The organism is Klebsiella sp. JB_Kp042, assembly GCF_040065275.1.
Classification (GTDB): Bacteria; Pseudomonadota; Gammaproteobacteria; order Enterobacterales; family Enterobacteriaceae; genus Klebsiella; species Klebsiella quasipneumoniae.
Genome location: NZ_JBEAJL010000095.1, coordinates 40378 through 65896 on the forward strand (window position 1 = coordinate 40378; position 25519 = coordinate 65896).

Genomic DNA, 25519 nt, shown 5'->3' on the forward strand with positions numbered 1-25519 from the left:
GTACCCGGTCTGTTTTATTTACGAAACGCAGCGGGTATTACGCTAAATAACGGGCAATGATGCCGCGTATTTCCTGCAGCTGCTGGTCACTAAACTGCACCGCGTAGCGGCTGTCGCCCACCTCATGGCCCATCAGCTGCAGCGCTTTTTTCACCGCCGCGGGTGAGAACGCTACGTTGTACAGGTCGGTGCGCAGGCCCGTTACCCGCTCCTGCGCCTGGCGCGATCCGGCGATTTCTCCAGCATGGAACAGCGACCAGATAGCGTTGATCTCGGCAGGCGCGACGTTGGCAAGCCCCGAGATGCAGGCTGAGCAGCCGTCGACGAACCCCTGATGGATAAGCGAGTCCGGGCCGTTGAGAACGTCGAAACCGTCAATGTCGCGTACCGCGTCAAGAAAGCCTTTCAGACTGTCGTAGCTGCCGGCGCTATCCTTGATGCCAATGATATTGTCGTGCTGCGCCAGCTTACGCGCTGTCTCCGGCGCAAGGGTGTTACCGGTGCGGGCGGGAATGTTGTAAAGAAAGAGCGGGACGCTCAGGGCGTCGGCGATCGCCATATAGTGGTTTATCAGCTCTTCCTGCTTCAGGGGCACGAACCACGGGGTAATGGCCGATACCGCGTCAACCCCGAGGCGGGCGATCTGCTGGCCAAGCCGGCGAGTCTCCCGGGTGGAAACCTCCCCGATGTGGGCTACCACCGGCGCGCGACCGGCGGCCGCCTCCACGCAGGTTCTGGCGACGGCGATCTTCTCTTCCTCATTGAGGACAAAAAACTCGCCGTTGGTGCCGCCGCAGAATATGCCGTTGCCCGCGGCGATCTGGCGCTGCACCTGCTGCTGCAGCGCTGGCAGGTTAAGGGCTCCCTCAGTGGTAAAGGGGGTAACGATGGCGGTGAGTACGCCGCTAATGGCTCTCCTCATTTGATTTTCTCCTGTTAGGCATGTTCCGGAAACAGCGTCTGGTAGATAGCCGCGATCTCTTCACGGCTGACGCTGCAGGGGGCGTTATTCATCAGGCGCTTCACGTTCTGCGCCGCCGCGCTGAGGGCGGGGATGCTGTCTGCGGGAACGCCGAGCGCGGCGAGGTTATCGGGCAGCGGTAAGCGTTTGACCAGCGCCGCCAGCCATGCCACCAGCGCATGGGATTTCTCTTCCTCGCTGAGGGTGAGGTCCGCGTCGGGGATCAGATCCCAGACCTGAGCGAACTTCGCCACCGCGTGGGGGCGGACGACCCGCATGCAGGGCGCCAGCAGAATGGCGTTGGCCACCCCGTGCGGCAGGTGCCAGGTGCCGCCGAGCGGATAGGAGAGCGCATGCACCAGATGGGTGCCGGCATGGTTGATCGCCGCGCCGCCGTACCACGAGGCCCAGAGCATCTCCAGCTTCGCCGTCAGATCCTGCGGCTGATCCACCGAGCGTTCGATATGACGCACCAGCTTGTGTAAACCGATTAACGCCGCGTTATCGCTTACCGGGTTGGCCACGGTGGAGGTGAAACACTCCAGCAGATGGCACAGAGCATCGATCCCGGTCGAGGCTGCGATGCTGGCCGGCATGCTGGTGGTCAGCTCCGGCAGCAGGGCGACGTAGTCCGGGAGCAGCACCGGGGAGATGATCCCCACTTTGGTCTGCTGCTCGGGGATCGCCAGAATAGCGTTCGGCGTTGCTTCGGAGCCGGTCCCGGCGGTGGCAGGGATCAGCAGGGAGCATAGCCGTCGTTGCGGCTGTTCACCCGCCAGCAGGGCCGTCAGAGTGGGGGCTTGCGGATGCAGCAGCACCGACAGCAGTTTCGCCACATCCAGTACGCTCCCGCCGCCAATGCCGACGACCATCTGCGGTTGAGAAGCGCCCAGCTGGCTGACGATCTCCGCCACATCCTGATGACTGGGCTCGGCAGGCACACTGTTAATGACCTCAACCTGGCGCCCGTCAGCCGCCAGCAGGCGATGGATCACCCGGGTCGCCTCCAGCGCCCCGACGTTCTTGTCGGTCACCAGCAGGATACGGGTTTTATCTGCCAGCAGCGGGAGCAGGGCCGATGAGGCGCCAGCCCCGCTGATGATCGTGCTGTGAATCGTCGCCACGCGTTTCTCCTTGGTAGTGGTTGATTGAATTCAATCATTCACGAGTCGTTCTACTCGTCTGGTGGGGAAAAGTTATAATTTATACGGCGGTTTAATAACTTGAGCTTGCTCACATTTAATCAAATATGATTGAATATAATCAATTTCAGGTTTGCAACGTTTACAACGACCACAAGGCAGGACAATGAAAGACGGCAATAACAGCGTGCTGGTGCTGGCAGATGACTTTACCGGAGCCAATGACGCCGGGGTCAGCCTGGCGGAGGCGGGCATGTCGGTAGAAGTGGCATTCTCCGCCGGGCAGGCGTCATCCGCCCGGGCGTTAATACTCAACAGCGACAGCCGGGCGATGACCGCCGGCGCGGCCGCCGACAAGGTCACCGCTCTGCTGCGCGGCGCGGCGCGATTCGCCCCGCGCTGGCAGATAAAGAAGATCGACTCCACGCTGCGCGGCAACCCCGGCGCCGAACTGGAAGCGATGATGACGGCGCAGGGCTGCCGGGTGGCGGTTGTGGCGCCGGCTTACCCGGCGGCCGGGCGGCATACCCGGGACGGACGCTGCTATGTACACGGGATACCCCTCGATCACACCGAATTTGCCAGCGATCCGAAGACGCCGGTTAGCCGGGCGGATATTGCCGGCATTCTCGCCATGCAGAGCCGGCTGCCGAGCCGGTCGCTGAGCGCCGCCCAGCTTCCGGGAGCGTTAGCGACGGCAGGCGAAGCGAGGCAGGTACTGATTATCGACGCCTGGGAAGAGCGTCATCTGGATCAGGTTATTGACGCCGTCGCTCCTCATGCGCAGGAGACCCTGCTGGTCGGCTCGGCAGGCCTTTGCGAGGCGCTGGCGCGCCGCCTGCGCCGCAGCGAGCAGGGGCCGCTGCTGGCGGTGGTCGGCTCGATGAGCGAGATGGCGCAGCGCCAGGTCGCGGCGCTGCAGGCTCATTCCCGAGTGAGAAAGATCGAAATTGATGTCGAACAGGCCTTTAGCGGATCGCCGAAGGAGGAAGCCTCGCGGATCGCCGAGGTGCTGCGTGAGGGTGATCACTGCGTGGTGACCACCCGCCCGAATAACGCCGTCCGGCACGGGATTGAAGCCCAGTGCCGCGAACGCGGTCTCAGCCGTGCGGCCTACGGGGAGCACATCTGCGCCTGGCTTGCCGACGTTACGGCACAGGCGGTGGCCCTGTGTCCCCCTGGCGCGCTGTACCTCTCCGGTGGCGATGTGGCCATCGCCGTGGCTCAGGTGCTCGGCGCCAGCGGTTTTCAGATCCGCGGCCGGGTCGCGGAGTGCGTCCCATACGGATACTTCCTCGGCGGCCGCTGGTCGCGGCCGGTGATGACTAAAGCCGGAGGATTCGGCACCGACACCACGCTATTACATGTTGTGAATTTTATTGAGGAGAAACTGAGTGTCTAACATCATTGCAGTCACAATGGGCGACCCGGCAGGGATTGGTCCGGAGATTATTATCAAATCCCTCGCCGACGGGGCGCTGAGCGGCGCGCCGGTGGTGGTGGTGGGCTGCGCGCAGACGCTGCGGCGTATCCTGGCGTTGAACATCACCCCGCGGGCGGAGCTGCGCATCATTGACCATCCCGCCGAGGCAAGCTTTGCCCCGGCGACGATTAACGTCATCGATGAGCCGCTCAGCGACCCGCAGGGGCTGCGTCCTGGCGAAGTGCAGGCCCAGGCCGGGGATCTGGCGTTTCGCTGCATTAAGCGGGCGACCCGCCTCGCGCTGGAGGGCGCCGTCGCGGCCATCGCCACCGCGCCGTTGAATAAAGAGGCGCTGCATCTGGCGGGGCATGCTTTTCCCGGTCATACGGAACTGTTGGCCCACCTGACGCAAACCACCGATTACGCCATGGTGCTGTATACCGAAAAGCTTAAGGTTATCCATATCACCACCCATATCGCCCTGCGCCAGTTCCTTGACACCCTCAACCAGTCGCGGATCGAGACAGTGATCGGCGTGGCGGATCGCTTTCTGCGCCGCGTCGGCTATCAGCGTCCGCGCATTGCGGTCGCCGGCGTGAATCCGCACGCCGGGGAGAACGGCCTGTTTGGCGATGAAGAGATCCGCATCGTCGCCCCCGCGGTTGCCGCCATGCGGGAGCAGGGAGTGGAGGTAACCGGCCCCTGTCCACCGGACACGGTGTTTATGCAGTGTCATGAGGGGATGTACGACATGGTCGTGGCGATGTATCACGACCAGGGGCATATTCCGCTGAAGCTGCTGGGATTCTATGATGGGGTCAATATCACCGCCGGGCTGCCGTTTATCCGCACCTCTGCGGATCATGGCACCGCGTTTGATATTGCCTGGACAGGTAAAGCGAAGTCTGAGAGCATGGCAACCTCCATTGAGCTCGCCATGCACATCGCGCAGGAATAACATGAAGGGATATAACCGGTTAGAGCAGATTATGGACTTCCTGAAAAGCCATAATCTGGTGACAGTCGACCAGCTGGTGGCGGCGACCAACGCCTCGCCAGCCACCATTCGTCGCGACCTGATCAAACTCGATCAGGAAGGGGTGATCAGCCGCACGCACGGCGGGGTGACGTTGAACCGGTTTATTCCTGCCCAGCCGACGACGCTGGAGAAAGCCCAGCGCAGCCCGCTGGAAAAGCAGGCGATCGCCAGCGCGGCGGCAGCGCTGGTGAAAGCCGGAGACGCCATTGTGCTCGATGCCGGCACCACCATGATTGAGCTGGCGCGGCAGATCACCCATCTGCCGCTGCGGGTGATCACCAGCGATTTACATATCGCCCTGTTTTTGTCGGAATTTAAGCAGATTGAAGTGACGATTATCGGCGGGCGCATCGATGACAGCAGCCAGTCGTGCATCGGCGATCACGGCCGCCGCCTGCTGCAGACCATCTGGCCCGATCTCGCCTTCGTCAGCTGCAACGGCTGGGACCTTGAGAAAGGGATCACCGCCCCGACGGAGGAGAAGGCCGCCCTGAAACGCGATCTGATGGCCAATGCCCGCCGGCGCATTCTGCTGGCGGACAGCTCCAAATACGGCGCCTGGTCACTCTTCAACATAGCCCCGCTGGAGTCGTTGACCGATATCGTCACCGACGGCCACCTGCCGGAAGCGACCCGCGAGGCGCTGGTGACCCTTTCCCCTCAGCTGATCATTGCCGACTGATCCAGACGCCGCCGTCTGCCGTCAGGGCAGACGCGCGATATTGGCTTTGATCACCGCAACCGACTGGCTGAACTTCGTCTGTTCTTCGCCGGCCAGCCGCAGTTCGATAATCTGCTCCACGCCCCCCTGGGCCAGCACCGCCGGCACCCCAGCCGCCGCGCCGCTGACCCCGTACTCACCGTCAAGAATGCAGGAGACCGCCAGCGCACGGTGGCTGCCGGTAAAAATATTGCGGCAGATCTCGGCGATGGTGCCTGCCACGCCATATTCCGTACAGCCTTTGCCGGCGTAGATCTCAAACCCCAGCTTGCGCACTTTGTCGGCCATCGCCTCCCGGTCGAGCGGCCGGCCGGTGCGTTGCTGGTAGAGGTCGGCGATCGGCGTGCCATATACCGAGGAGTGCGACCATACCGGAAACTGGGTATCGCCGTGCTCGCCGAGGATAAAAGCGTCGATGCTCTGGGCGCCAATGTTCAGCTCCTGCGCCAGCAGACGGCGCAGGCGGGTGGTATCCAGCCAGACGCCGGTGCCCAGCACCTGGCTGCGCGGCAGGCCGGAGAGCTGCCATACCTGCCAGGTGATGATGTCACACGGGTTGGTGGCCACCAGGAAGATGCCGTTAAACCCGTTGGCCATCATGGTCGGCACAATGCTCTTGACGATTTTTGCGGTAGTGGTCAGTTCATCGAGACGGCTCTGGCCGGGGCGCAGCGCGCCGCCGGAGACGGTGATCACCGCGATGTCGACATCGGCGCAGTCGCTGGCCTCGCGGGTGGAGATGGTCATCATCCCCGGCAGATAGGCCGCGGCGTCGCTGAGGTCCTGAGCGTGGGCCTCGGCGCGCGGCTGGTTAAGGTCGACGAGGATCAGCTCCTCACAAATGCTCTGGTTGAGCAGGGCGTAGGCCGCTGAAGCGCCGACGTTACCGGCGCCAATAATCATCACTTTACGGGCTTTGGTGCGCATATTCAGGTCTCAAAAACGGACGGCAGGGGATAAAGTTACTTCGTTTCAGTTAGTTAGCGCAAGTGGCGGGCGGCAATATAAGTTAATGCTATGGCGGAAAACGTTCCGGGGCGCGCTACAGTGGCGTAAAAAAAGGAGCTCACCTATGTATACCATCACCGACATCGCCCCCACCGACGCCGAATTTACCGCCCTGATTGCCGCCCTCGACGCCTGGCAGGAGACACTCTACCCGGCGGAGAGCAACCATCTGCTGGACCTCGGTCAACTGCCGCCGGAGACAGTGATCGCCCTGGCGATCCGCAGTCCGCAGGGCGAAGCCGTTGGCTGTGGGGCTATCGTCCTCAGCGATGAAGGTTTTGGCGAGATGAAGCGGGTCTATATTGATCCACAGCATCGTGGGCAACAGCTGGGAGAAAAACTGCTGGTGGCCCTGGAGGCGAAAGCGCGCCAGCGCGACTGCCATACTCTGCGCCTGGAGACCGGCATCCATCAGCATGCGGCCATCACCCTCTATACGCGCAACGGCTATCAGACCCGCTGCGCGTTTGCTCCCTACCAGCCCGATCCGCTCAGCGTCTTTATGGAGAAACCGCTGTTTGCCGATCTTCGTTCAGCAGCGCTATAAACGCTTCCAGCTGGCGGGTTTTGGCGCCCCGGCGCCACACCAGCCAGGTGGTGAGCCAGCGCCACTCTTCCGCCAGCGGCCAGGTGGAAACCTGCTGATGGCCCGGCATACTCTCCAGCATACTGCGCGGGATCAGCGCCAGCCCGGCGCCGGCGATCACGCAGGCCAGCATCCCGTGATAAGACTCCATCTCATGGATCCGGCCCGGAGTGGCTCTGTCGGCATGGAACCAGCTCTCAAAATGCCGGCGGTAGGAACAGTTGGCGCGAAAAGCGTAGACATTAGCCCCGTTCACTTCGCTGGCGCGGGCGATGGGCGCGTGGCCGTAGGGGGCGACGATCATCATCTCTTCAGGGAACACCGGTAGCCCCTCCAGGCCCGGGTGCACCAGCGGTCCGTCAACGAACGCGGCGCTCAGGGCTCCCTCCAGCACGCCGTCGATCATCGTCCCGGAGGGGCCGGTGGAGAGGGCGAGATGAATTTTCGGGTAGCGCTGATTAAAGTGGGCCAGGGTGGTGGGGATCCGCACCGCCGCGGTGCTCTCCAGCGAACCGAGAGAGAAGAGTCCCTGGGGTTCGTCGCCCGCCACTACCATTCGCGCCTCGTCCACCAGGGCGAGGATCTGCTGGCTGTAGCGTAAGAAGCTGTGGCCCGCGGGCGAGAGGCGCAGCCGCTGGTTCTCGCGGATAAACAGCTCAACGCCAAGATCCGCCTCCAGCTGGCGGATGCGGGTGGTGAGGTTGGACGGCACGCGATGCACTTTCTGCGCTGCCTGGGTAATGCTGCCGGTGCTGGCGACGGCGTTAAACATCTCTAGCTGAGTCAGGTCCATACTATTCTTCTTTTGTGAATGCGTTGCTTAATATTATTCATTTTCAATGAATGGAAAGGTAAGCCAGAATACGTTCACTTCGCAAGCAACGAGAGAGAGAATAACGATGAATTTATCTGCAACGCACGCCGTCTCCGTCAACCCGACTACCGGCGAGGTGGTCTCCTCGCTGCCGTGGGCCAGCGAACGCGAGGTCGACGCGGCTATCGCTCTCGCCGCGGCGGGCTATCGCCAGTGGCGTCAGACGCCGCTCGCCGCACGCGCCGACGCGCTGCACCGCATCGGGGCCGAGCTGCGCGCCCGCGGTGAAGAGGTGGCCCAGACGATCACTCTCGAGATGGGCAAACCGATTGCTCAGGCTCGCGGCGAGGTGGCGAAATCCGCCAATCTCTGCGACTGGTATGCCGAACATGGCCCGGCGATGCTGGCGACCGAAGCCACCCTGGTGGAAAATAACCAGGCGGTGATCGAATATCGTCCGCTGGGGGCCATTCTGGCGGTGATGCCGTGGAACTTCCCGGTCTGGCAGGTGCTGCGCGGCGCGGTGCCGATCCTGCTGGCCGGCAACAGCTACCTGCTGAAGCACGCCCCGAACGTGATGGGCAGCGCCCGCCTGCTGGGTGAGATTTTTGCCGCCGCCGGCCTGCCGGATGGCGTGTTTGGCTGGGTCAACGCCACCAATGACGGCGTTTCGCAGATTATCAATGACGACCGCATCGCGGCGGTGACCGTCACCGGCAGCGTCCGCGCCGGGAAAGCGATTGGCGCTCAGGCGGGCGCAGCGTTGAAGAAATGCGTGCTCGAGCTGGGGGGATCCGATCCCTTTATCGTTCTGAACGATGCCGATCTGGATGAAGCGGTGAAGGCCGCCGTCACCGGCCGCTATCAGAACAGCGGCCAGGTGTGCGCCGCATCGAAGCGCTTTATCCTCGAAGCCGGCATTGCCGAGGCCTTCACCCGCAAATTTGTCGACGCCGTCGCGGCGCTGAAGATGGGCGATCCGCGCGACGAGCAGAATTACGTCGGGCCGATGGCGCGATTCGATCTGCGCGATGAACTGCACCAGCAGGTAACGGCGACCCTCGATGAAGGCGCAACCCTGCTGCTGGGGGCGGAAAAAATCGAAGGGGCGGGCAATTTCTATGCGCCAACGGTCCTGGGCAACGTCACCGCCGGCATGACCGGCTTCCGCCAGGAGCTGTTTGGTCCGGTCGCGACCCTGACCACCGCCCGTGACGCAGACCATGCGCTGGCCCTCGCTAACGACAGCGAATTTGGCCTGTCGGCAACGGTCTACACCACCGACGAGGCGCAGGCCCAGCGCTTTGCCCGCGAGCTGGAGTGCGGCGGTGTCTTCCTTAACGGCTACTGCGCCAGCGACGCCCGGGTGGCTTTCGGCGGCGTGAAGAAGAGCGGTTTTGGTCGTGAACTGTCGCATTTTGGCCTGCATGAGTTCTGCAATGCGCAGACCGTCTGGAAAGACCGTCGCTAATCTGCGTTTGCCCCTGACGACCGTCGTTCTCGTCTGCTATACTCGCCCACCAAAATTCGACGGTGGGCAAGGAGCCGCGTGTGGCGACGGTGATCAATAACGCAATGCTGGAAGCCATTCTGGCAGAAATCAGGCCGCTGATTGGCCGCGGTAAAGTGGCGGATTATATTCCGGCGCTGGCCAGCGTCAGCGGCGATAAGCTTGGCATCGCTATCTGTACGGTGGACGGGCAACATTTTGCCGCCGGCGATGCCCATGAACGATTCTCCATCCAGTCGATCTCCAAGGTATTGAGTCTGGTGGTGGCCATGAACCACTATCAGGAAGAGGAGATCTGGCAGCGGGTGGGGAAAGATCCCTCCGGTCAGCCCTTTAACTCGCTTCTGCAGCTCGAGATCGAGCAGGGCAAACCGCGCAACCCGTTTATCAACGCCGGGGCGCTGGTTGTCTGCGACATGCTGCAGAGCCGGCTCAGCGCGCCGCGCCAGCGAATGCTGGAGATTGTCCGCCGCCTGAGCGGCGTGGCCGATATCGCCTACGATCCGCTGGTGGCCCGCTCTGAGTTTGAGCATTCGGCGCGCAACGCCGCCATCGCCTGGCTGATGAAATCCTTCGGCAACTTCCATAATGATGTCGCCACCGTGCTGCAGAACTATTTCCACTACTGTTCGCTGGAGATGAGCTGCGTCGAGCTGGCGCGAACCTTTCTGTTTCTCGCCGACCGCGGCATCGCCCCGCATCTCGAAACGCCGGTTATCGCGCCGATACAGTCCCGCCAGGTGAATGCCCTGATGATGACCAGCGGCATGTACCAGAACGCCGGCGAGTTTGCCTGGCGCGTCGGTCTGCCGGCGAAATCGGGCGTCGGCGGCGGAATTGTGGCGATTGTGCCGCAGGAGATGGCGATCGCGGTCTGGAGCCCGGAGCTTGACGAGGCGGGGAACTCCCTGGCCGGCGTGGCGCTGCTGGAGAAACTGACTCAGCGGATGGGGAGGTCGGTGTTCTGATGGTCGATCAGGATCGATTATTTGCTCGCCTGGCGCGTTCGACGTTTCGTTCACGCTTCCGGCTGGGAATGAAAGAGCGGCAATACTGCCTCGATAAAGGGCCGGAGGTCATCGACCAGCATGCCGCCGATTTTATCCGTCAGCGGCTGGCGTCCGCCGCGCCGGCCAATGATGGCAAGCAGACGCCGATGCGCGGTCACCCGGTGTTTATCGCCCAGCACGCGACCGCCACCTGCTGTCGCGGCTGCCTGGAAAAATGGCACGCCATTCCCCACGGCCGCGCGCTGAGCGAGCAGGAGCAGCGCTATATTGTGCAGGTGATCCACCGCTGGCTGGTGCTGCAGATGAACGGCCCGTCTGTGCGCTAATTTGCATTTGATCGGCGCCGGAGTATGCCTGATAAATATTCTCATGTTATGATAATCCGCTAACTAACTATTAACATAATAATTGCCTGAAACAATTAGACGGATAATTACTGAATGTCTTCACTGTCGATTCGGTCATTTACGCTGTTTCGTGAAGAACAACCCGTGCGCGATGCACTGGTCTTATTTACGTTAACGCTATTGCTGCATTTTCTGGGCGCGATGTTGCGTCTGGTGCAGGAGCTCTCTTTCTTCTGGCCGCTCAACGCAGTGATGGCCGGGATCTTTGCGCGCTACGTATGGCTTAATCGCAGCTATTTTTATGCCGTCTGCTTTGCGGCAATGCTGGTCTATGACGGATTAACCTCGCGCTGGGGAATGGGCTTTGCCTCATTGCTGATTAACTTCTCCAATATTGTCTTTATTGTGACCCTGGCGCAGCTGGTGCTGTGGGATAAACGACGCGCCGACTCGATGCCCGGCCCGATTAACGCGCTTAATTTATTCTGTTTCTGTCTGTTAGCCGCGCTGCTGTGCGCAGCGGTCGGCGCGTTGGGGTCGGTGGACGTCGAGCGCGCCACCTTTATTCCCCAGCTGGCGGACTGGTTTAGCGAGCAGTTCTCGACGGCGGTGCTTATTCTGCCGTTTATTCTGACCCTGACGCTGCCCTCCGCGTTAAGCGGTTTTCGCTTTCGCCAGCTGCTGCCCGCGCTGGCGCTGGTGCTGTCGATAGCCCTCGGCGTGGCGGTGGGCGGCGCCGGCAGCATTACCTTCCCGCTACCGGCCCTGATCTGGTGCGCCGTGCGCTATCCGCTGCCGCTGACCTGCCTGTTGACCTTTCTCACCGGCATCGGCGAGATACTGCTGGTAGCCAACTCGTTAATTCACTTTTCGCCGGATACGCGAATGCAGCCGTGGCAGCTGTTCTCCACTCGCCTGGGGATCGCGGCGATGCTGATAAGCCCGGTGATCGTCGCCTCCAGCGTCGAGGCGATCAACATGCTGGTGAAACAGCTGGCCCTGCGCGCTGATTTTGATTTCCAGACCCGGGTCTATTCCCGTTCCGGGCTGAGCGAGGCGCTGAAACGTCAGGCCTTGCCGGCCGATAAACTACTGACGGTGATGGTGATGGACATCGATGGCTTCAAAAGGGTGAACGATGCCCTGGGCCATGAGGGCGGAGATTGCGTACTGACTCAGTTTGCCCAGCAGGTCAGGCAACTGGTGGGCGAGCAGGGTATGGTCGCCCGTATCGGCGGCGAGGAGTTTGCGGTCGCCGCCGTGGTCGACAGCACCCAGCAGGGTTATCTGCTGGCGGAGAAGATCCGCCACGGCGTAGAGTCGCAAGCTTTCGGTTGGGGACATAACCCGATCCACCTGACCATCAGTATGGGACTGGAGACACGCGAGGTGGGCCAGGCCCGTATTACCGAGCTGTTTAACCAGCTGCTGCTGGCCGCGGACGATGAAATGGTCAAAGCCAAACAGACAGGCCGTAACCGCATCTGTATGCCGACGCTGACGGAAAGCGCACCATAAGAAAATCCTATAAGTGTTATGCTTGTGTTAATGCTTGGTTAAAATATAGTGATGTGGTCAAAAACAAGGAGCTATTATGATCACATCATTTTCACTGCGCACGTTATCGCGCGACGATATTCTTCATCACCTTCCGGCATTAAGCGATATCCTGGCGAGCTGCGTGAACGGCGGCGCCTCGGTGAGCTTTATGCTGCCTTTCAGTCAGCAGACGGCGACGACCTTCTGGCAACATGTCGCCAACAGCGTGGCGGCCGGGGAGCGCATCGTGCTGGCCGCCCTTGACGCTGAGGAACGTCCCGTCGGCACCGTGCAACTTATCACCAGCCAACCGGAAAACCAGCCCCATCGTGCGGACGTGGCCAAACTTTTGGTTCACCAAAATGCCCGTCGCCTGGGGATTGCCAACGCGCTGATGGCGGATCTGGAGCAAACCGCCCGGCGGGTAGGTAAGACGGTGCTGGTGCTGGACACGGCGACCGGCAGCGGGGCGGAACAGTTCTATGTCCGCTGTGGCTGGGAAAAAGTGGGCGAAATTCCGCGCTATGCGCTGATGCCTGACGGTGCAATGACCGCCACTTCACTGTTCTATAAGTTTCTTGCCTGACGGCGGTTATTACAGAATCCTTTGATCAAAACAGGGTTTCACTGGTAGTAAAACCTGATAAGTTATTGGACCAATTACTCAGGTTGTATGACTACTCTTAGAGGGAACCCATTGTGAAAACGTTAAACCGTCGTGATTTCCCCGGCGCGCAGTACCCTGACCGTATCATCCAGTTTGGAGAAGGTAACTTCCTGCGCGCATTCGTTGACTGGCAGATTGACCTGCTCAACACGCATACCGACCTGAATGCTGGCATCGTGGTCGTTCGTCCTATCGCCACCGATTTCCCCCCCTCCCTGAATACCCAGGACGGCCTCTATACCACCATCATTCGCGGTCTCAACGAGCAGGGCGAAGCGGTGAGCGACGCGCGGCTGATCCGCTCGGTCAACCGGGAAATCAGCGCTTACGCTGACTACGACGCTTTTTTACGTCTGGCGCATAACCCACAGATGCGGTTTGTCTTTTCCAATACCACTGAGGCGGGCATCAGCTACCATGCCGGGGATCGGTTTGATGACGCGCCGCCGGTAAGCTATCCGGCAAAACTGACCCGCCTGCTGTTTGAACGCTACCAGCATTTTGCCGGCGCAGCCGATAAGGGATGGGTGATCATCCCCTGCGAACTGATCGATTATAACGGCGAGGCGTTGCAGACGCTGGTGCTGCGCTATGCCTCCGAGTGGCAGCTGCCGCAGGCCTTTATCAACTGGCTGACGTCGGCAAATACCTTCTGTTCCACGCTGGTGGATCGCATTGTGACCGGCTACCCGCGCGATGAAGTGGCGGCTCTGGAGGCGCAAACCGGCTATCAGGACGCTTTCCTCGATACTGCCGAGCACTTTTATTTGTTCGTTATTCAGGGGCCCGCCTCATTAGCCAGCGAGCTGCGACTCGATAAGCTGCCGCTCAATGTGCGCATCGTGGACGATATCAAGCCCTATAAAGAGCGCAAAGTGGCGATCCTCAACGGGGCGCACACCGCCCTGGTGCCGGTGGCCTTCCAGGCCGGGATCGACACCGTCGGCGAGGCGATGAACGATGCGGAAATTTGCGCGTTTGTCGAAAAGGCGATTTATGACGAGATTATTCCGGTGCTGGATCTGCCGCGCGATGAGCTGGTGTCATTCGCCAGCGCCGTGACCGGGCGCTTCCGTAATCCCTATATCAAACATCAGCTGCTCTCGATCGCTCTCAACGGCATGACCAAATACCGCACCCGTATTCTGCCGCAGCTGCTGGCAGGGCAGAAGGCGCATGGCGCGCTACCGCCGCGCCTGACCTTCGCCCTGGCGGCGCTGATCGCCTTCTACCGGGGAGAGCGGGAGGGGACAAGCTATCCGGTACAGGATGATGCGGAATGGCTGACGCGCTACCAGACGCTTTGGGCCCGCCATCGTGACGGCCAGATATGCACCCGCGAGCTGGTTTCCGCTGTGCTCAGCGTGGAGTCCCACTGGAAGCAGGATCTCAGCCAGATCCCCGGCCTGGTGGAGCAGGTCGCCGCTGACCTTGACGCTATCCTGACCCGCGGTATGCGCGACGCCGTCAGGCCGCTCTGCTGATAGTGGAGTCTATTCACCCGGCTGCGGCCGGGTTTAATCGCACTCGAATTAGTTACAACATACTTTTTTATTAGCCAGATACAGCCGGTCGGCAGCCTCGCTGCAAAAGGCTTTTTAGTGCCAAATCGCCCTGCGCAGGGGGAGAATTGTGGTTAAGCCGCTTGAACAAATACCTGCGCAGGAAAATAATGGCCTTAACACATATCACATATTTCCTGCCAATGTTCGCAGGCTAATTCATTCATCTGTAAGGAAACTCGCATGGTCATCGATATCCGGGAAGTTCGGCCGCATGACAAAGCCGAATGGCTTCAGCTCTGGGAAGGCTATACCCGCTTCTACGGCAGCCCGCAGCCGGAAGAGGTGACCGAATGCACCTGGCAGCGGATGCTGGAGGTGAACTCATCCGTGCTGGGCAGAGTCGCGGTGGTGGATGATACCGTGGTGGGGTTCGCTATCTGCATTCTGCACGAAGGCACCTGGGTCACCACGCCGATCTGCATCTGGAGGATCTGTTCGTCGATCCTGCCTTCCGCGGACAAGGCATTGCCAGAACGCTGATTAAGTCGCTGCAAACCGAAGGGGCTGAGAAAGGCTGGTCACGTCTGTACTGGCATACTCGCCGTGATAATCCCGCCCGCCACCTGTATGATGAATTCACCCCGGCTGACGATTATGTGCGCTACAGGATCACCCTCGACTCCTGAAGCGATAAGATGTTGTTAAGCTTTTCCCGCTATAACAGGGGAAACAGGCTCAGGAGAAGCAACGATGGAAAAACGTCTCGAAACAGTGGTCAATCTGATAATGTTTCTTTCGCTATTGGCGACGGCCTGGGATCTGTCACTGGTGCATCATCTCGCCTGGTAGCAACAAAATAGCCTGAATCGCGGCGCCCTGCAGGCGCCGCCTGTCTTATTCACCCGCCATTATGCCGGCGCTGAAACTCCAGTCCTCCAGCTGGTTAAACTGGATCACCACCATCACGTCCTGCGGGCTGACCGCCATCTCATCGGCTAACCGCGCGCACAGCCGACGGTAGAGCCCCTGTTTCTGCGCCCGGCGGCGCGGCTTCCCGGCGAAAATATGAAACAGCACGAAGCGGGCGCTGCGCCCGCCGCTGAGATAATGCGGGTCGTAAATGCGCTGTCCGTCGGCGGTCTGCTCGATAAACTGAAATTTGTCCGCCGGCGGCACGTCAAACTCCGCCACCAGGCATTCATGGAATAGCGCCGACAGTTGAGCAAACTCCGCGGGACGCCAGGCCGCGCCAAGCGAAATACGCGTCAGAGGCATGGCGCCTCCTGCGCGTTCAGGCAGGTCAGGGCGCTGGCCGCCGCCGGCCAGCCGGCGTAGAACGCCAGGTGGGTAAACAATTCGACTATCTCCTCCTGGCTCAGGCCATTTTGATAGCCGTAGGCGATATGCCAGGGCAGTTGCTCCGTTTTGCCCAGCGCCGTCAGGGCGGAGAGGGTGATTAAGCTGCGTTCGCGGAGCGACAGCTCGCTGCGCGCCCAGATATCGCCAAACAGCACTGTTTCGGTCAGTTCGGCCAGTTTTGGCGCAATGGCAGCCAGCGTGTGGCGATCGACAGGGGGGGTATGCATAGTGACTCCCGTTACAGGTTGAAGTGGTCGTCACTGTCGCACGCTGAGGAATGTGTTGAATATCGCAATGTTCAGGATAGTTAATCCTGAAAATCAGGATGGTCTGCTGGCCCGCTCTTATTTTTGTGTTGGTTATGTTTTACGACTTACTCAGGCCAACCGTCAGGCGGCTCTTTTTCGCGCCACGATAAACAGACGCGGGAAGCGCAGAAGCACCATTCCGTTACACTGTAACGGATAGTGGTCGGCCAGCAATGCCAAATAGCGGGTCAGAAAGGCGCTCCTGGCCGGTTCATCGAGGCCCGTCAGATAAGGTCGCAGTCCGGTGCCCTGCAGCCAGTCGACTATTGCCTGATGAGAGGCGAGCGGATGAAAATAGGTGGTGCGCCAGATATCAACTTCGCAGCCCTGACGGGTGAGCAGATCGTACCAGGCGTCCGGCGAAAGCAAGGGCTGGCGACCACGGTCCGGCAATCCCAGCTCGCCGGCGACCTGACGCATCAGAGTATGGGAGGGCTCCTGCCAGTTATCCGGCATCTGCACCGCCAGCGTACCGTTCTCCGCCAGCTGGTTCACCAGATGCGGAAACAGCGTCTCATGATCCGCCAGCCACTGCAGCGAGGCGTTGGCATAGATCACGTCTGGCGGTTGCGCAGGCCGCCAGCTGGCGATATCGGCCTCGATAAACTCACAGTCAGGTAAGGCCTGCGTCGCCTGGTCCAGCATGGCCGGGGAGTTATCGATACCGACGATCGCCGCCAGCGGCCAGGCGGCACGCAGCAGGCGGGTACTGTTGCCCGGCCCGCAGCCGAGGTCAACGACGCTCTCGACCTGCAGGTGAGCGATACGGGAAAGCAGGTCAGCCGCCGGGCGGGTGCGCTCAGCGTCAAACTGCAGATACAGCGAAGGGTTCCAGTCGGCCATCGGGCGTTGTCCTGTGTAAGGGAGACAGGGCAAAGCATAGAACGCCCGGGGCCGCCTGTCAGGGGGAAATGATCCACTACAGCATCTGCCTTTCGTGACAGTGTCACCGATAAAATAACCTCAGCAGGCTATCCCGTGCGTGATGGGCACATTGTCAGGGAGTAAGCGGATTGGGCAGCATCTGCGCCCGCAGCGGGCGCAGTGGCTTATTCGGCGTTCTTGAGCGCTTCGGCGCGGCTGGCGGTGGCGTAAACAAAATCCAGCATCGGCTCGAGATCGGTATCGTAGCCGGCCTGAATAATCTTCCCGCGCAGCCATTCGATTTCGCTGGTGATATCGGGAGGGAAAATATTGTTATCCTGCGCCCGGCGCAGCCATTTCAGCAGAAAGTTGTTCTTTCCTCTGATACCGCCCGACTTTTTCGACTTTCCGTGCATCTTCAGCGCGACCAGGACGCAGTAATAGAAATGAACGCGCTGATTAAAACTTTGGTGCATGTCTGTGTTTCCCGCCAGAATCAGGAATTCACCGTGTGGGTCAGTGATTCGGATTGGACTACGGCGGCGGGCCGGATCGTTGCGCGATCTCTGTTGTTTTCCGCCACCGTCCTTGCATCTGTCGCCAGACGCTGGAGGGGATGTTGGCACGGAAGCCGAATCGTCGTCAATTGCCGATTCGTTTTTTGCCGGTGTCGGCGGCCCGCGGCGTTCCGCGAGCCGGGCCTGGCTACGTCCTGACCGCGGCCCGCTGTTGCAGATATACGCGTAAAATCAGCAGGAAAGCGAACACTACGACGATTGCCGCCAGCAGATACAGGGTGGCGAGATCGTAGTAACCGGCGACCCAGCCGGCCAGCGGCCCGGTCAGCCCCAGCGCGAGATCAAGGAACGCCGAGTAGGTGCCAAGGGCGGTCCCCTGGTTTTGCTCTTCCACCTGTTTTACCGCCTCAACCCCCAACGCCGGGAAGACCAGCGAAAAACCCGAGCCGGTGAGAAAGGCGCCGATCCCCGCCACCCAGGCCGACGGCGCCAGCCAGATAAGCAGCAGGCCGAGACATTCGATGACGAAGCAGGCCAGGGATACCGGGACCCCGCCATAGCGAGTGATGGTGTTCCCCAGCACCAGGCGAACACAGATAAAGCCGACGCTGAACAGCGAGAGGGTAAACGCGGCGCCCTGCCAGCTGTGCGCGGCAAAGTAGAGGGTGATAAAGGTGGCAATAACGCCGAAACCGACGGTGCCAAAGGCCAGCCCCAGCCCATAAGGCCAGATTTTGCGCACCACCGCGTGAAAGGGGGCTCTGACGCCGGCGGTCACGCTGACGTCCTGCCGCGTGCGGGCGAACAGCAGGCCGATGGCGGCGACCAGCACCACCACCGTGGCAAAGCCGCTGATGCCGAAATACTGGTTAAGGGTGACCCCCAACGGCGCGCCGACCGCCATCGCCACATAGGTTGCCACGCCGTTCCAGGAGATCACCCGCGACGTATGGATCGCGCCGACGGTTTTGATCCCCCAGAGCGTGGCGCCGGTGGCGGTAAAGCTTTCGCCGACGCCAAGAAACACCCGGCCCGCCAACAGCGCGGCAATCGCCAGCATCGGCATCGCCTGCAACATTACCGCCAGCAGCGTGAAGGCGCCGCTGAGCAGACAGCAGACGATCCCGAGGCTAACCACTTTTTTCGGGCCCCAGATATCGGTAGCGCCCGGCGTGCGGCCGGCTTATCAGCGTCGAGATGTACTGCAGGCTGATCACGATCCCGGCGACAAAGGTGCTGTAGCCCAGCTGATAGTGAATATAACCCGGCAGAACGGCCAGCGGCAGACCAATGGAGAGGTAACAGATACAGGTAAAAACAACGATCGAAATGATGCGCAGATTAAGTTGCGTGGTGCTGACGGAAGTGCTCATAGGGATAAAGGGTTAATACATAGGGATGTTTAGCATAACGCGCCGCGAAGAGGCTGGCGAGTGGCGAGGGCGTTTTATCCGTGATCGATGGCCTCGCCGCCGTCATTAACGGTGTTGCCGCTGACGCCGGCTTCGGGGCATGATGACGGTATCTTGCCGCCGCCTTGAGGAGAGTATATGTCCCAGGAATTCGCCGATATTGACGTTATGTTCATTGCGGGCTTCGGCCCTATTACCCAAAGCACCTCGCAAAGCCGTGATTTCTATTGTCAGGCATTGGGATTGCCGCTGAAGCCGATGCCGGGTAACGAGGCGTATCTGCTCAGCGAGCAGGATGCCATTGGCGGGGTGAAGCATTTTGCGCTGTGGCCGCTGGCGCAGGCGGCGCAGTCCTGTTTTGGTCAGGAGCAGTGGCCGGAGACGGAGCCGGTGCCGCAGGCGTGGATTGAATTTGAGGTCCGCGACCTTGCCGCGGCGACGGCGCAGCTGCAGCAGCAGGGGTACCACCTCCTTGTTGCCGCGCGCGACGAGCCGTGGGGGCAGACCGTCACCCGTCTGCTCAGTCCGGAAGGTCTGCTGGCCGGGCTTACCGTGACGCCGTGGCTGCGGGCGGAACAGGCTTAACGCCCCCGCCGGGCGCGGTGCGGGTCACCTCAGGGAGGTTATTGAGGCTCCTCGTGATGTGAAACGTTTCGCACTTCCCCCCAGGCGCGGTTTTGCAGCACGGTGCGATAGCCGTCGCGGTCGACGAAAGTGACGCCGTTGACCTCCCAGTAGGGGTTGAATGCCGTGACGCGCAGAAACCCGGCGGCGTCCATGGCGCTGCATTGTGCCTTCCAGGCCTCAGGCTGCGGATAGTACAGCACCAGCAGATCTTCATCTCCTGGCGAGGGGGTAACGGGATGGTGGCGGCAGTGGGTGAATTCCAGATGCCAGCTGGCATCCGGCGAACCGATCATCAACCCGCTGAATCCTTCATGATCGGTAAAGCTTCCAAGTTGCTGCAGCCCCAGCCCGGCGCAATACATGCTGGCGGTGCTCTCCAGTTCGCTGACCGGTCTGGCGATGCGCATGTGGCAGAACGACATAATGACTCCCAAAAGGCGTAGGCCGGGTCAGGCGCAGCCGCCACCCGGCAAAAAGCGACATCATGGCCGCGACCCGTCGCCCGGCGGCGCTGCGCTTGCGCGGGCCTACGGAGCGGAGGATCCCTTTAGCCGGCTAAGCCCCGCCATGTAGGCCGGGTCAGGCGCAGCCGCCACCCGGCAAAAAAGCGGCATCATGGCCGCGACCTGGCGAATACGATTTTGTCGCTCGGGTGGATACTGTAGCGGCAAAACGCCTCTGCGTTTGTCGGTAAGAGCTCAGGTTCGCCTCCGGCGAGTGCGTCGCGGTTTCCTCTTTTAGCTTAGCCGTTCGCGGCGCTTTGCAACAGGATGCGCCACTCGCTGAGGGCGGAGGTGCTGAACCCCTGGCGCCAGATAAGCTGGGTGGTCGCCTCGCACAGCGGTTCACTTAGGCTGTTTTCGGGAAGCGTCATCAGCACCAGCACGCTCTGCGGCAACAGGCAGGCGTAGCGCCCGGAGGCCACGCAGGCCAGCATGCTGTGATAGGAGCTCACCTCATGTACCTCGACGGCCGCCTGTTGTTCCGCCAGCCAGCGCTCTCCCAGCGCCCGATAGCTGCAGCCGCTGGCAAATGCCGCGAACCGCAGCGGGCCAGCGCTCTGCGGACGGACCAGCATCAGGGTTTCCTGAAACACCGGGACAGATCCCAGGCCGGGCGGGCAAGCCGGTTGGCCATCCGTCCCTGGCGGCAGGCAGACCAGCGCGGCATCAAGGGCGGCGGTTAATACCCCCTCGGTTAACTGGCGGGTCGGCCGGGTGCTGAGCGTGACATCCACCTGCGGGCACCGCTGTTGGAAGCGGGTGAGCAGCGGCGGCAGACGGCTGGCGGCGGTCGCCTCCATCGCGCCCAGCCGCAGGCTGCCGCCGGGCGTGGTTGGATGCAGACTCTGCTTTGCCTCTTCCGCCAGGCTCAGGATCCGCCGGGCATAGCTGAGAAACTGAACGCCTGCCGGCGACAGCACCATTTTTTTGTTGCCGCGGACGAAGAGTTCCACGGCAAGCTCCTCCTCCAGTTGCTGAATACGGGTGGTGATATTGGACTGGGCGCGGCCAAGCCGTTTTGCTGCCAGAGTGACGCTTTGCGTGTCGGCCACCTGGATAAAAATCTGCAGTGTGCTGTGGTTCATATTTTTATTCTCAATATGATAATGATGTTGATCTTATCATCTTTAAAAGAGATGGTAAGCCTCCGGCATCGCTCATGAACGAGGAACCCATGCAAAATTCACTGCTTTCGCTTCTTGATATTGACTACCCCCTGATCCAGGCCCCGATGGCGGGCGTCTCCACCCCCGCGCTGGCTGCCGCGGTGAGTCATGCCGGGGCGCTGGGTTCGCTGGGGCTGGGTGCTTCAACCGTTGCCCAGGCGGAAGCGATGATCGTCGCCACCCGCCAGCTGACGGACCGGCCGTTCAATGTCAATCTGTTTTGCCATGCGCCGCCCCGGCGCGACGCCCGACGGGAGGCGGACTGGGCTGAGACGCTGCGCCCCCATTTTACCCGCTTTGGCAGTATCCCTCCGGCGTCGCTTAGGGAGATATACCAGACGTTTATCGGCCACACCGCCATGCTGGAGCTGCTTCTCGATCTCTCACCCGCGGTGGTGAGCTTCCATTTCGGCCTTCCTGAGCGCGAGGCGATCCAGCGCCTGCGACAGCAGGGGATCGTCACTCTGGCCACGGCGACGTCGCTTAAGGAGGCGCAGATCATTGAGCAGCAGGGGATTGACGTGGTGGTCGCTCAGGGCTTTGAGGCGGGCGGACACCGGGGGATCTTCGACCCGCAGGAGCCAGATGCGCAGATGAGCACCTTTACTCTGGTGCAACATCTGCGGCGTCGGCTGACCATCCCGGTGGTCGCCGCCGGGGGCATCATGGACGGCGCGGGGATCGCCAGCGTGATGCAGCTGGGGGCGCAGGGCGCTCAGCTCGGCACGGCGTTTTTACTCTGTCCGGAATCGGCCGCCGACGCCGGCTACCGCGCGGCGATCGCTAACAGCATTGACGGGCGTACGGTACTGACCTCAGCGATATCCGGGCGTCCGGCACGTTGTCTGGCGAATACCTTCTGCGCAGTGGGGGAAGCCTGTCCGGCGAGCGCTGTGCCGGATTATCCGCTGGCATATGATATCGGCAAAGCGCTGGCCGCCGCCGCGAAAGCCCAGGGCGTCCATGAGTATGGCGCGCACTGGGCCGGGCAGGGTGTGGGGTTGATCCGCGAGTGTGACGCCGCCAGTCTGGTCCGCCAGCTGGCGGCTGAGTGCGGCTGGAATTAATATCTGACGGTTAGCGGCGGTGTGCCAGGCGGCGCACCAGCCGATCGCCGGCCATTTGTACGCCCTGAACCATCGCCACCAGGATCAGCACCGTGCCAAACATCACCTCATTATTGAACCGCTGATAGCCGTAGCGGATGGCGAGGTCGCCGAGTCCGCCGCCGCCGATCACCCCGGCCATCGACGAAAAGCCAATCAGCATCACGATGGTCAGCGTAATCCCGGCCAGCAGCGTCGGCAGGGCTTCCGGCAGCAGAGATTTAAAAATCACGTGCCAGACGTTGCCGCCCATCGACAGAATGGCTTCGATTCTCCCGTAATCCACCTCGTCGAGCGCGTTTTCCGTCAGACGGGCAAAGAACGGAAAGGCGCCGATGGTCACCGGCACGATAGCGGCGGTGCTGCCCAGCGTGGTGCCGACGATCAGGCGGGTAAAAGGGATCAGCGCGATCAGCAGCACGATAAACGGTAACGATCTGCCGATGTTGATCGCCGCCCCCAGCAGCGCGTTCAGTTTCGGCATCGGCGCGAGGCCATTGGCGCGGGAAATAAATAACAACACACCGGTGGGCAGCCCGATCAGCACGGTAAACAGGGCCGCCAGGCCCACCATATAGAGTGTATCCAGCGTGCCGTCGAGTAATAACGGCCACAAATCTTCCCAGCTCATGCTACTCCGCATAATGGCCTCCCCTGAACGCCGTGACGGGTAAGAAAATCCTGTTCAGCCTGCGGGTCGTGCAGCAGCGACTGACGCAGCCGCGACCACGGGGTCACCAGCAGGTCGGCGAGTTTGCCGCTTTCGACAATTTCGCCCTGTTCCAGCAGCGCCGCGTGGTCACAAATGGTTTTCACCACCTCCAGCTGGTGCGTTATCAGCACAATGGTCAGATTGAGCCGCTGGTTAATATCCGCCAGCAGAGCCAGCACCGAGGCGGTGGTCTCGGGATCCAGCGCGCTGGTCGCCTCATCGCACAGCAGCACCTCCGGTCGGGCGGCCAGCGCCCGGGCGATGCCGACGCGCTGTTTTTGCCCGCCGGAAAGCTGAGACGGGAAGGCGGCGGCCTTGTCGCTGAGATCCACCAGCTCCAGCAGTTCGCGCACCCGCGCTTCGCGAGCGGCCCGCGGCACCCCGGCTATCTCCAGCGGCACCGCGATGTTGTCGGCGACGGTGCGGGCATGCAGCAGATTGAAGTGCTGGAAAATCATCCCGGTACGCAGGCGATAATCCCGCAGCGCCGCCTTGTTCAGCTGTGTAATATCCTGTCCGTTCACCAGAATGCGGCCCGAGGTGGGCCGCTCCAGCAAATTGAGACAGCGGATGAGCGTACTTTTGCCGGCGCCGCTGCGCCCGAGAATGCCGTATATCGCCCCTTTCGGGATCTGTAACGCGATATCGTTCAGCGCCGGTCGGCCGGTTCCGGCGTAGGTTTTGCTCAGCCCTTCGATGGTTATCATGACTGAGGGGCCACCGGGATCACCGAGCCGTTGTAGTTTTTACGGATAAACTCCGCTACCTGCGGCGACGTCAGGTCTTTCGCCAGCGCCTTAATGCGCGGGTCATTGGCCAGGGCTGGGGTGGTCACCAGGATATTGGCGTAGGGGTTATGCTCGGCGCTTTCCAGCCCCAGAGCGTCTTTCGCCGGCACCAGCCCGGCTTCGAGGGCGTAGTTACCGTTAATCACCGCCAGGTCGACATCGTCGAGGGAGCGCGGGATCTGCGGCGATTCAATCTCCAGGATCTTCAGGTGTTTCGGGTTCTCGACAATATCCTTCGGCGTCGCCAGAGTGGTGGCCGGGTCGGTAAATTTAGGGTCCAGCTTGATAAGCTTCTGCGCCTGCAGCAGGAACAGCGCACGGCTCAGGTTGGTGGTGTTATTCGGCACCGCCACCGTGGCGTTGTCCGGCAGCGACGAGAAATTTTTATGTTTATGCGAGTAGATCCCCAGCGGCTCAATGTGCACGGTGGCCGCGACGGCAAAGGTTTTACCCAGCGCTTTTTCCTGATCCTTCAGGTAGGGAACATGCTGGAAGTAGTTGGCATCCACGTCGCCACTGGCCAGCAGTTCATTGGCGTTGACCCCGCTGGTCAGCTCCACCACCTTCAGATCGAGGCTGGGATCGATTTTTTTGATGTAGTTGAGGATCTCCGCGTGGGGAACCGGGTCCGCGGCGACGCGCAGCGCGGCGGCCTGGGCAGACGTCCATGCCAGAGAAAGAGACAGTGCGACCCCTGCCAGTTTAAAAGCGGCATATTTCATGGTGTGTTCCTTTTTAGTTATGGTTAAACGATCAATTGCTCGGCGCGTTCGCGAAACACGTCCTGATAGTAGCGTTCCGCCACGTCCGGATGGGAACGCAGACGGCCCTTGAGATAATTCCAGCCGACATCGCGCAGCAGCGGATTGTGCGGGTCGCTGTCCGGACCGCGCGCCTCACGCGCCAGCTCGGGCGGCAGGGTATAAACCGGCACCACCGCGTCAAGCTGGGCGCCAAGGAAGAAAGCGATGGAGAGGCGCTGCTGCTGCGCCGGCGGCGACACCACCCGGTGAACGGTAGCGCGCAGATAGCCGTTGGTGGCCAGCTCCAGCAGTTCGCCAATATTGACCACAAAGCTGCCGGCCAGCGGCACAGCGTCGATCCACTGCCCGGGCGCCACCTCAACCTGCAGCCCTTTCTGTTCGTCCTGCAGCAGGAAGCTGAGAAAACCGGAATCTTTATGGGCGCCGACGCCCTGGCTGCTTTGCGTCTCCTGCTGGCCGGGATAGCGGATCAGTTTGATATGCTCGTTGGGTTTGTCGCCATAGAGTTGGTCAAAGGCATTCTCCGGGAGCTGCAGCGCTTCGGCAAAGGCGCGCAGCAGGCGGATCCCCACCTGGGTCATCTGCTGTTGCCAGTGAAGTAATACCGATTTAAGCGACGGCAGGGCGGCAGGCCACAGATTCGGACCCTGCAGGCGCTGCCAGCGCGGGGCGTCATCGCTGAGGGTCAGCGCCGGACGTTCGGCGCCGATATCAAACTGCTCTCGCCAGTCAGGCTGGCCGCGCGTCAGCTCAGAGGCCGCGCGGTTATAGCCGCGAAAATGGGGGGAGTAGATCATCGCCACCTGCTGTTTTTGCGCCTCATCGAGGGCAAAAAAGCGTTGGGACTGGCGCTGAACTTCATATTGAAGCGCGTCGTCGACACCGTGGTTGATCAGATAAAAGAAGCCGATGTCGCGGGCGGCGTGGCGCAGGTCGGCCAGGAAGGCCGCTTTATTCGCGGGGTCCGCGTAGCGGGCCAGATCGAGAATCGGCAGGGTTGTCGCGTTCATGGTGTTCTCCGAAAACGGGATAATATGTTATGGGTCGATTCAGGTTCAGGGTTCGGGCACAACAGCAGCGCATGGTGATTTCCTCTGTTCGGGGCTGAGCACAGCTTGCC

At 61.2% G+C, this 25519-nt stretch carries 26 protein-coding genes and 2 pseudogenes; 13 read left to right on the forward strand and 15 right to left on the reverse strand.

All coding sequences use genetic code 11. The annotated features are described in order from the left end of the window. Positions 1-37 precede the first annotated feature (37 nt). A complete protein-coding gene (locus ABLV54_RS18565; RefSeq protein ID WP_050534206.1) occupies positions 38-922 on the reverse strand; it encodes a dihydrodipicolinate synthase family protein in 885 nt (294 codons plus the stop codon). A 14-nt stretch (positions 923-936) separates the two neighbouring features. Continuing rightward, a complete protein-coding gene (locus ABLV54_RS18570) occupies positions 937-2085 on the reverse strand; it encodes an iron-containing alcohol dehydrogenase (RefSeq protein ID WP_050534207.1) in 1149 nt (382 codons plus the stop codon). Positions 2086-2269: 184 nt separating this feature from the next. Here ABLV54_RS18570 and ABLV54_RS18575 point away from each other — a divergent pair, with 184 nt between their 5' ends. The 3 genes from ABLV54_RS18575 to ABLV54_RS18585 are packed head-to-tail and all read left to right on the forward strand — an operon-like array spanning position 2270 to position 5247. Next, complete coding sequence (locus ABLV54_RS18575) at positions 2270-3505, forward strand: four-carbon acid sugar kinase family protein (RefSeq protein WP_101881650.1); 1236 nt, start codon at positions 2270-2272, stop codon at positions 3503-3505. Further along, positions 3498-4484 (forward strand): D-threonate 4-phosphate dehydrogenase, encoded by a 987-nt coding sequence (locus tag ABLV54_RS18580; RefSeq protein ID WP_050534209.1) that lies wholly within the window; start codon positions 3498-3500, stop codon positions 4482-4484. The genes ABLV54_RS18575 and ABLV54_RS18580 overlap by 8 nt, the downstream gene beginning before the upstream one ends. 1 nt (position 4485) lies before the next feature. Further along, positions 4486-5247 (forward strand): DeoR/GlpR family DNA-binding transcription regulator, encoded by a 762-nt coding sequence (locus ABLV54_RS18585; RefSeq protein WP_023289632.1) that lies wholly within the window; start codon positions 4486-4488, stop codon positions 5245-5247. A 21-nt stretch (positions 5248-5268) separates the two neighbouring features. On the opposite strand, the gene ABLV54_RS18590 is transcribed toward ABLV54_RS18585, so the two are convergent. Next, the gene (locus tag ABLV54_RS18590) at positions 5269-6213 is read right to left on the reverse strand and encodes an L-lactate dehydrogenase (protein ID WP_050534210.1); all 945 of its coding nucleotides are present in this window, start codon (positions 6211-6213) and stop codon (positions 5269-5271) included. A 145-nt stretch (positions 6214-6358) separates the two neighbouring features. On the opposite strand from ABLV54_RS18590, the gene ABLV54_RS18595 reads away from it, so the two are divergent. Beyond that, positions 6359-6841, forward strand: a complete 483-nt coding sequence (locus ABLV54_RS18595; RefSeq protein ID WP_050534211.1) for a GNAT family N-acetyltransferase — start codon at positions 6359-6361, stop codon at positions 6839-6841. Here ABLV54_RS18595 and ABLV54_RS18600 read toward each other — a convergent pair. Further along, the gene (locus ABLV54_RS18600; protein WP_050534212.1) at positions 6795-7673 is read right to left on the reverse strand and encodes a LysR family transcriptional regulator; all 879 of its coding nucleotides are present in this window, start codon (positions 7671-7673) and stop codon (positions 6795-6797) included. The two genes, ABLV54_RS18595 and ABLV54_RS18600, sit on opposite strands and share 47 nt — an antisense overlap. Before the next feature lie 106 nt (positions 7674-7779). Here ABLV54_RS18600 and sad point away from each other — a divergent pair, with 106 nt between their 5' ends. The 7 genes and pseudogenes from sad to ABLV54_RS18635 all read left to right on the forward strand — a co-directional run bounded on the left by sad (position 7780) and on the right by ABLV54_RS18635 (position 14958). Then, positions 7780-9165: a succinate-semialdehyde dehydrogenase gene (gene sad / locus ABLV54_RS18605; RefSeq protein ID WP_050534213.1), complete on the forward strand. Its 1386-nt coding sequence runs from the start codon at positions 7780-7782 to the stop codon at positions 9163-9165. An 80-nt stretch (positions 9166-9245) separates the two neighbouring features. After that, positions 9246-10172, forward strand: coding sequence for a glutaminase B (glsB, locus tag ABLV54_RS18610; protein ID WP_050534214.1), 927 nt, complete (start codon positions 9246-9248; stop codon positions 10170-10172). Then, the gene (locus ABLV54_RS18615; RefSeq protein ID WP_023289638.1) at positions 10172-10540 is read left to right on the forward strand and encodes a DUF4186 domain-containing protein; all 369 of its coding nucleotides are present in this window, start codon (positions 10172-10174) and stop codon (positions 10538-10540) included. The genes glsB and ABLV54_RS18615 overlap by 1 nt, the downstream gene beginning before the upstream one ends. 114 nt (positions 10541-10654) lie before the next feature. Further along, positions 10655-12079 (forward strand): GGDEF domain-containing protein, encoded by a 1425-nt coding sequence (locus ABLV54_RS18620; RefSeq protein WP_050534215.1) that lies wholly within the window; start codon positions 10655-10657, stop codon positions 12077-12079. Between the two features lie 76 nt (positions 12080-12155). Further along, positions 12156-12686 carry a GNAT family N-acetyltransferase gene (locus tag ABLV54_RS18625; protein WP_050534216.1) on the forward strand — a complete coding sequence of 177 codons (531 nt, stop codon included), beginning with the start codon at positions 12156-12158 and terminating at the stop codon, positions 12684-12686. 113 nt (positions 12687-12799) lie between these two features. Then, entirely contained in the window at positions 12800-14251 is a 1452-nt protein-coding gene (locus ABLV54_RS18630; protein ID WP_050534217.1) for a tagaturonate reductase, read from the forward strand. A 261-nt stretch (positions 14252-14512) separates the two neighbouring features. Next, a pseudogene (locus tag ABLV54_RS18635) lies at positions 14513-14958 on the forward strand (GNAT family N-acetyltransferase). A gap of 208 nt (positions 14959-15166) precedes the next feature. On the opposite strand, the gene ABLV54_RS18640 reads toward ABLV54_RS18635, so the two are convergent. From ABLV54_RS18640 to ABLV54_RS18660, 5 genes and pseudogenes are all read right to left on the reverse strand, one after another. Further along, complete coding sequence (locus ABLV54_RS18640; RefSeq protein ID WP_023289643.1) at positions 15167-15547, reverse strand: tautomerase family protein; 381 nt, start codon at positions 15545-15547, stop codon at positions 15167-15169. After that, a complete protein-coding gene (locus ABLV54_RS18645; protein ID WP_032452802.1) occupies positions 15538-15858 on the reverse strand; it encodes a carboxymuconolactone decarboxylase family protein in 321 nt (106 codons plus the stop codon). The genes ABLV54_RS18640 and ABLV54_RS18645 overlap by 10 nt, the downstream gene beginning before the upstream one ends. A gap of 162 nt (positions 15859-16020) precedes the next feature. Next, on the reverse strand, positions 16021-16782 hold the full coding sequence (tam, locus tag ABLV54_RS18650; RefSeq protein ID WP_050534218.1) for a trans-aconitate 2-methyltransferase: 762 nt from the start codon (positions 16780-16782) through the stop codon (positions 16021-16023). 206 nt (positions 16783-16988) lie between these two features. Further along, on the reverse strand, positions 16989-17279 hold the full coding sequence (locus ABLV54_RS18655; RefSeq protein ID WP_008804940.1) for a hypothetical protein: 291 nt from the start codon (positions 17277-17279) through the stop codon (positions 16989-16991). A gap of 229 nt (positions 17280-17508) precedes the next feature. Further along, positions 17509-18694: pseudogene (locus ABLV54_RS18660) on the reverse strand (MFS transporter). Positions 18695-18871: 177 nt separating this feature from the next. On the opposite strand from ABLV54_RS18660, the gene ABLV54_RS18665 reads away from it, so the two are divergent. Beyond that, a complete protein-coding gene (locus tag ABLV54_RS18665; protein WP_044522975.1) occupies positions 18872-19318 on the forward strand; it encodes a VOC family protein in 447 nt (148 codons plus the stop codon). A 38-nt stretch (positions 19319-19356) separates the two neighbouring features. Here ABLV54_RS18665 and ABLV54_RS18670 read toward each other — a convergent pair whose 3' ends face one another. Both ABLV54_RS18670 and ABLV54_RS18675 read right to left on the reverse strand, forming a co-directional pair. Continuing rightward, the gene (locus tag ABLV54_RS18670) at positions 19357-19782 is read right to left on the reverse strand and encodes a VOC family protein (protein WP_050534219.1); all 426 of its coding nucleotides are present in this window, start codon (positions 19780-19782) and stop codon (positions 19357-19359) included. Between the two features lie 320 nt (positions 19783-20102). Then, a complete protein-coding gene (locus ABLV54_RS18675; protein ID WP_050534220.1) occupies positions 20103-20948 on the reverse strand; it encodes a LysR substrate-binding domain-containing protein in 846 nt (281 codons plus the stop codon). A gap of 74 nt (positions 20949-21022) precedes the next feature. Here ABLV54_RS18675 and ABLV54_RS18680 point away from each other — a divergent pair, with 74 nt between their 5' ends. Then, positions 21023-22096 carry a nitronate monooxygenase gene (locus ABLV54_RS18680; protein ID WP_077258888.1) on the forward strand — a complete coding sequence of 358 codons (1074 nt, stop codon included), beginning with the start codon at positions 21023-21025 and terminating at the stop codon, positions 22094-22096. 10 nt (positions 22097-22106) lie between these two features. Here ABLV54_RS18680 and ABLV54_RS18685 read toward each other — a convergent pair whose 3' ends face one another. The 4 genes from ABLV54_RS18685 to ABLV54_RS18700 are packed head-to-tail and all read right to left on the reverse strand — an operon-like array spanning position 22107 to position 25409. Further along, entirely contained in the window at positions 22107-22766 is a 660-nt protein-coding gene (locus ABLV54_RS18685; protein WP_072096700.1) for a methionine ABC transporter permease, read from the reverse strand. Further along, positions 22763-23554 (reverse strand): methionine ABC transporter ATP-binding protein, encoded by a 792-nt coding sequence (locus tag ABLV54_RS18690; protein WP_023289653.1) that lies wholly within the window; start codon positions 23552-23554, stop codon positions 22763-22765. The genes ABLV54_RS18685 and ABLV54_RS18690 overlap by 4 nt, the downstream gene beginning before the upstream one ends. Next, entirely contained in the window at positions 23551-24357 is an 807-nt protein-coding gene (locus ABLV54_RS18695; protein WP_032452814.1) for a MetQ/NlpA family ABC transporter substrate-binding protein, read from the reverse strand. The genes ABLV54_RS18690 and ABLV54_RS18695 overlap by 4 nt, the downstream gene beginning before the upstream one ends. Positions 24358-24380: 23 nt before the next feature. After that, a complete protein-coding gene (locus tag ABLV54_RS18700) occupies positions 24381-25409 on the reverse strand; it encodes an isopenicillin N synthase family oxygenase (protein WP_050534221.1) in 1029 nt (342 codons plus the stop codon). Positions 25410-25519: the final 110 nt, after the last annotated feature.